The 6004-nt window shown below is 70.7% G+C and carries 4 protein-coding genes and 1 pseudogene; all 5 read left to right on the top strand.

Going from position 1 to position 6004, the window contains the following annotated elements; all coding sequences use genetic code 11:
• Window positions 1-425: pseudogene (locus G3I65_RS14110) on the top strand (glycosyl transferase); the annotation flags it as partial.
• Between the two features lie 679 nt (window positions 426-1104).
• Window positions 1105-2073, top strand: coding sequence for an ABC transporter substrate-binding protein (locus tag G3I65_RS14105; RefSeq protein WP_125308412.1), 969 nt, complete (start codon window positions 1105-1107; stop codon window positions 2071-2073).
• Window positions 2070-3008: an ABC transporter permease gene (locus G3I65_RS57270; RefSeq protein WP_160696514.1), complete on the top strand. Its 939-nt coding sequence runs from the start codon at window positions 2070-2072 to the stop codon at window positions 3006-3008. The genes G3I65_RS14105 and G3I65_RS57270 overlap by 4 nt, the downstream gene beginning before the upstream one ends.
• Window positions 3005-3793: an ABC transporter ATP-binding protein gene (locus G3I65_RS14095; RefSeq protein WP_160696513.1), complete on the top strand. Its 789-nt coding sequence runs from the start codon at window positions 3005-3007 to the stop codon at window positions 3791-3793. The genes G3I65_RS57270 and G3I65_RS14095 overlap by 4 nt, the downstream gene beginning before the upstream one ends.
• Before the next feature lie 25 nt (window positions 3794-3818).
• Window positions 3819-6004 (top strand): nitrate- and nitrite sensing domain-containing protein (locus G3I65_RS14090; protein WP_160696512.1); only part of this gene is annotated, 2186 nt, incomplete at its 3' end.

Here is a 6004-nt window from a genome sequence, read left to right as displayed (position 1 = left end):
CGCACTCGGGCGGGACGCCGTCGTCCGGTCCGGCGGCCGCGAGCGGACGCGGTTTCGGTGGTGGCGCACGGGGTTTCGGCGGCGGTCAGGCCGACACCGCGGTGATCGACCTGCTGAAGGGCACGACGACGAAGTGGGCGGCGGCGCAGAGCGGCGCGATGGAGTCGGCCGGGCTGGCGCTCGCGAGCGGCCGCCCGGTGCTCGCGATCGGCGGCTTCAGCGGCAGTGACCCGGCGCCGACGCTCGCACAGTTCCAGCAGTACGTCGCGAGCGGCGACGTCCACTACTACGTCGCGGGCGGGCGCGGCGGCTTCGGGGGCGGCCGCGGGACCGCCGGGGAGATCCAGACCTGGGTCGAGCAGAACTTCGCGCCGATCAGCGTCGGGGGTACGACGGTTTACGACCTGACCAAATCTATCAATTGATCGAAATGCGATCCCCTGTTGCGTTCGTGTTAACAACCAGGGAATCATTCGCGACGCCGAGACCGATGCGGTATCGGCGGCGGCGCACACCTGTTCGATTCCCGTCCCAGTGAATGGAACACGGCGAACGGCTGTTCGGCGGCGCGGGGTAGCGCTCGGTGATGATCGCGCCGCGGTGTAACGACCGGGGACTACTGCCCGTGCAATTGCACGCGCCGGACGGCCGTATGGGCCTGATCTTGGCCGGGCGGCCGACAGAAAGTCAGCGGAAGTTGATCTTCGCTAGTGTCGATGTTGCTGGTTAACACGGTCGGTGGTCACTCGTTCGGATGCGCCAGCCGGGCGTTGTGGGGATCTTGTGCTACTCGCTAGGCTCTCCGCCGGGAGAGGGACAAGGGGTGGCTGATCCGGCACGCTGAGTGCCGCGATTTCACACCATGGTGGGTAATCCTTGTCTCGCCTTCTCTTGCTTTGACCCGATCAGGTGCGGCTGGAAGAGAGCAGCGATGACCGTGCGCGGTGGCGCAGCTCAGCCCTACCCGCCCCCTCTTCGTCACGACCCGTAGCTCCGAGCACCGCAATTCCCCCTTTAGGTACGGCACCACTCCACTTCCCCCGCACTCTGGAGTTCGTTGTGATTTCCCGTCCTCGACCACGTCCGCTGACGGTGCTCCTCACCTTGCTCGCCCTCGTGGGCGTCACCGCGCTCTCCGGGTGCAGCGACAGCTCCGCCTCGGGCAGCGGCGGCAAGATCACGCTCGGGTTCAGCGCCTGGCCGGGGTGGTTCCCCTGGCAGGTGGCGCAGGAGCAGGGCCTGTTCGCCAAGAACGGCGTGAACGTCGATCTCAAGTACTTCGACAACTACACCGACAGCATCAACGCGCTCTCCAGCGGTGCCATCGACGCCAACAGCCAGACCCTCAACGACACGCTGTCCTCGCTCTCCGGCGGCGCCAAGCTGTCGATCGTGCTGGTGAACGACAACTCCACCGGCAACGACAAGATCATCGCGCGCGACGGCATCACCAGCGTCGCCGACCTCAAGGGCAAGAAGGTCGCCGTCGAGCAGGGCGCGGTCGACCACTACCTGCTGCTGCTCGCGCTGCAGTCGGCGAAACTGACCGAAAAGGACATCCAGCTCGTCAACCTCCCGACCGACGCCGCGGCGGCCGCGTTCGCCGGCGGCCAGGTCGACGCGGTCGCCGCGTTCGCGCCGTTCACCTCGAAGGCGCTGGAGCGTCCCGGCAGCCGCGCGATCTCGACCTCGGCGGAGTTCCCCGGCGCCATCCCGGACCACCTGGTCACGTCGCAGAAGCTGGTCAAGGACCACCCGAAGGACGTGCAGGCGCTGGTCAACACCTGGTTCGAGACGCTGACCTGGATCAAGAACAACAAGGACGCGGCCGTCGGGATCATGGCCAAGCGCGGCGGCGTCTCCGACGCGGACTACAAGACATACGACGCCGGCACCACGATCTTCACGCGCCAGCAGAACCTCGACGCGTTCACCCCCGGCGTCACCGCGCAGCACCTGGACTTCCAGGCGAACAAGATCATCGACTTCATCGTGAACACCGGGCTGGCCCAGCAGCGCCCGACGCTCGAGGGGTTGTTCGACGACCAGTTCGTGAAGGCCGCGCCGCAGTGACCGGTCCGACCCAGCGCACCACCTCGGCGACCCCCGCGGACGAGCGGGCCGCCGAGGCACTGGAAGCCGAGCAGCGGCTCGCCGAAGCGCAGGAGTCCAGGCGGGGCCGTCCCGCCTGGACCCCGCTGCCGCGCCGGACCCCGCCGAAGCGGGCCTCGGCGTTGTTTTCCCTGCGCACGCCCATTCCCGCGGGCGCCCGCTGGACGCTGGCGGTGCTGTCGTTCGCGATCCCGTTCCTCGCCTGGGTCGTGCTGAGCGTCAGCGGCGCCGTCGACTCGACGTTCCTGCCGTCCCCGGCCGCCGTGCTCAAGGCCGGGGTCGACATGGCGGGCAGCGGCGAGCTCTTCGGCGACCTCTGGGCGACCACCCAGCGCGTCCTCGAAGGCTTCGGCCTCGCCGTGGTCGTCTCGGTGCCGCTCGGCATCCTGATGGGCACCTTCGCCGCGGGGCAGGCGTTCTTCGAGCCGCTGATCGGGCTGCTGCGGTACCTGCCGGCGAGCGCGTTCATCCCGCTGCTGATCATCTGGCTCGGCCTCGGCGAGCCGTCGAAGATCGCCATCCTCTTCATCGGGACGGTCTTCTTCAACACCCTGATGACCGCCGACGTCGTCCGCGGCGTGCCGCGCGCGCTCCTCGACGTCTCCTACACGCTCGGCGCGCGCCGGGGCGAGGTGCTGCGCAAGGTCGTCGTGCCGCATTCGCTGCCGGGCATGATCGACGCGATCCGGGTCAACGCCGCCGCGGCGTGGAACTTCGTGGTCGTCGCCGAGCTGATCAACTCCTCGGCCGGCCTCGGCTACCGGATCGTCCGCGCGCAACGGTTCCTGCAGACGGACAAGATCTTCGCGGTGCTGGTGGTCATCGGGATCGCCGGGCTCCTCATCGACGTCCTGCTGCGCCTGCTGCGCACGCGGGTCGGGAAGTGGGCGGCATGACGCTGGAACTGCGGAACGTCGCCAAGGACTACGCCGTGCGCGGCCGGGTCACCCGCGCGCTCGACGGCGTGGACCTCGAAGTGCTGCGCGGCGAGTTCGTCTGCGTCGTCGGCGCGAGCGGCTCCGGCAAGTCGACGCTGCTTTCGCTGGTGGCCGGGCTCGACCGGCCGACCGACGGCGAGATCGTGCTCGACGGCGTCCCGGTGACCGGCCCCGGGCCGGACCGCGGGCTCGTCTTCCAGTCCGGCGCGCTCTACCCGTGGCGCAGCGTCGAGAAGAACGTCGCGTTCGGACTCGAGCTGCTGGCGCTCGACGCGGCCGAGCGCGCCGAGCGCGTCGACTGGTACCTCGCCGAAACCGGGCTCGACGGCGTCCGGAAGTCGCTGCCCAAGCAGCTTTCCGGCGGCCAGAAGCAGCGCGTCGCGATCGCGCGCGCCCTGGCCTGCGAACCGGATGTGCTGCTGCTGGACGAACCCTTCGGCGCCTTGGACGTCCAGACCAAAGAGGACATGCAGGTGCTGATCCGCCAGGTGTGGGCCGACACCGGCACGACGGTGCTGATGGTCACCCACGACGTCGAGGAAGCGGTGTTCCTCGGCGGCCGGGTGGTCGTGCTCGCCTCCGACCCGGGGCGGATCGCCGCCGACGTCGAGGTGGAGCTGCCCGCCGAGCGCGACCTGGCGGTGAAGCGCGAACCGCGGTTCCTCGCGCTGCGCGCCCGGATCGAGGACCTGGTCCGGGAGCAGCACCGGGGCCACGTGAGCCGGGTGGCCGCGGTCGAGTGAGAACGGAAGACGGGAAGGTGGCGGGATGAAGCACGGCGGGGCGACCGCGGAACGCACGGCAGGCGGGGGTTTCCTCGCCCGGCTCGGCATTCGCGGCAAGCTGAACCTGCTGCTCCTGCCGCCGCTGGCCGCGGTGGTGCTGGTGTCGGTGCCGTTCGTGCTGACGCAGGCGAGCAGCGCCGTGGCCGCGACGCAGTCGGCGACGGTCGCGCAGCACACCCAGCAGCTCGGCGGCCTGGTCTGGCAGCTGCAGCGCGAGCGGCTGCTGACCGGCGCCTACGTCGCCACGCCGTCGATGGCCGCCGACCAGATGCTGCAGCAGCAGAAGGTGGTGAACGCGGCGGTCGAGAACGTGCGGTCGTCGCTGGGTTCCGACGCGCCGGACGAGCTGGCCGCCGCGCTGACCCGGGTCGGCTCGCTGAACGAGCTCCGGCAGAACGCGGAACGCCGCGGCGTCGCGCTCGACAGCGTCGCACGCACCTACCACGCGGTGATCGGCGCGGTGATCGACTCCCTGCGGCTCGTCCCGCAGCTGACCAGCGACGCCGAGGGCACCCGGGAGCTGACCGCGCTGGAGGCGCTGCTGCGCGCGAACGAGGAGAACTCGTTGCGCGGCATGGCGTTGATCGTGACGGCGGTGTCGCCCGAGGCCGGCCGGTCCATCCTGGACGACGCGACCCAGCAGGCGCCGATCTTCACCGACCGGTTCGTCCAGCAGGCCGACGACGAGGAGGACCGCGACCAGTCCGCGCTGGTCGTCAACGTCGAGCAGAGCGAAGCGGGCCGCCGGATCAACGACCTCGCCGCCCAGGTCGACAACCCCCGCGACTCGGCCGGGACCACCCAGTACGTCGCCGACGTCCTCAGCGCGTCGGAAAGCCAGGCGGGGCAGCGGAAACTGGTGCAGGAGCGGGTCACCGGCGAGATCGCCGAGGCGGCGACCGGCCGTGCCGACGCCGGCACCCGGCTGGCCTGGATCGTCGGTATCGGCGCGGCCGCGCTGTTCCTGCTGGTCGCGTTCCTCGCCGTCGCGGTCGCCCGCTCGATCGCGCAACCGCTGCGGCGGCTGACCACGGCGGCGACGTCGGTCGCCGACCTGGCGGGCACCGAGCTCGTCCGCGTGACCGACACCGAGGAAGCCGAGGAGCAGATCCCGCGGCTGGCCACCATCGACGTCGTCTCGAGCGACGAGCTCGGCAAGCTGGCGGCCGCGTTCAACCGGGTCCAGACCACCGCGGCCGAGCTGGTCGAGCGGCAGGCGCTCACCCGGCGCAACACCAGCCTGATGTTCGCGAACGTCGCGAAGCGCACGCAGAACCTCGTCGGCCGCCAGCTCGCGCTGATCGACGAGGTCGAGCGCAACGAGCAGGACACCCGGCTGCTGGCCAGCCTCTACCGGCTCGACCACCTCTCCACCCGCCTCCGCCGGAACGCGGACAACCTGCTCGTCGTCTCCGGCACCCGCGACGACACCCGCATCGCCGGTCCGATCGAGCTGTCCACGGCGCTGCGCTCGGCGCTCGCCGAGATCGAGGACTACCAGCGGGTGAAGCTCGGCGTCGTCGCCGACATCCTGCTGTCCTCGGCGCTGGGCGCCGACCTGGTGCTGGTGTTCGCCGAGCTGCTGGAGAACGCGACGTCGTTCTCGCCGCCGGGGTCGATGGTCGAGGTGGACACGATGCTCCTGGCCGACGGCTCGTGCCTGGTCAACGTCGTCGACCACGGCATCGGCATGACCGCGGAGAAGCTGGCCGAGGAGAACAAGCGGCTCCTCGAGCGCGAACGCCTGGAGCTCGCGCCGACCAGCGTGCTCGGCCTGTTCGTGGTCGGTCGCCTGGCGCGGCGCCACGACCTGGGCGTCGAACTGCTCGCGACGCCCACCACCGGCGGCGTGACCGCGCGGCTGACCATCCCGCCGTCGCTGTTCAGCCACCGCACCGGGCTGCTCCCGAAGACCGAGCCGGTGGCGGCGATCCCGGCCGCGCCCGCGCCCGCGCCGAAACCGCGTCCCGCGGAAGCCGTGGTGGTGACCACAGTGTCCACTTCGGACGATGCGCGCCCGGCCGAGCTGCCGGCGCCGGCGATCCCGGCGCTGCTCGGCCACGGCAACGGCTTCCGCTGGTTCAACCAGCTCGAACCGGTGTGGCCGGACGCCGAACCCGCCGAGCCGCCCGCGCCCGAACCGGAGCCGGAGAGCCGGGGTGGCCTCCG

The sequence above is a fragment of the Amycolatopsis sp. SID8362 genome, assembly GCF_010550475.1.
GTDB lineage: Bacteria > Actinomycetota > Actinomycetes > Mycobacteriales > Pseudonocardiaceae > Amycolatopsis > Amycolatopsis eburnea.
Note: the sequence above shows the minus strand (reverse complement) of the source record. Positions and strands in the feature narration are given on the sequence as shown.

Excerpts from the sequence above, each read along its gene's own strand:
- G3I65_RS14095 (WP_160696513.1), top strand. The coding sequence starts at position 3,005 with ATGACGCTGGAACTGCGGAACGTCGCCAAGGACTACGCCGTGCGCGGC.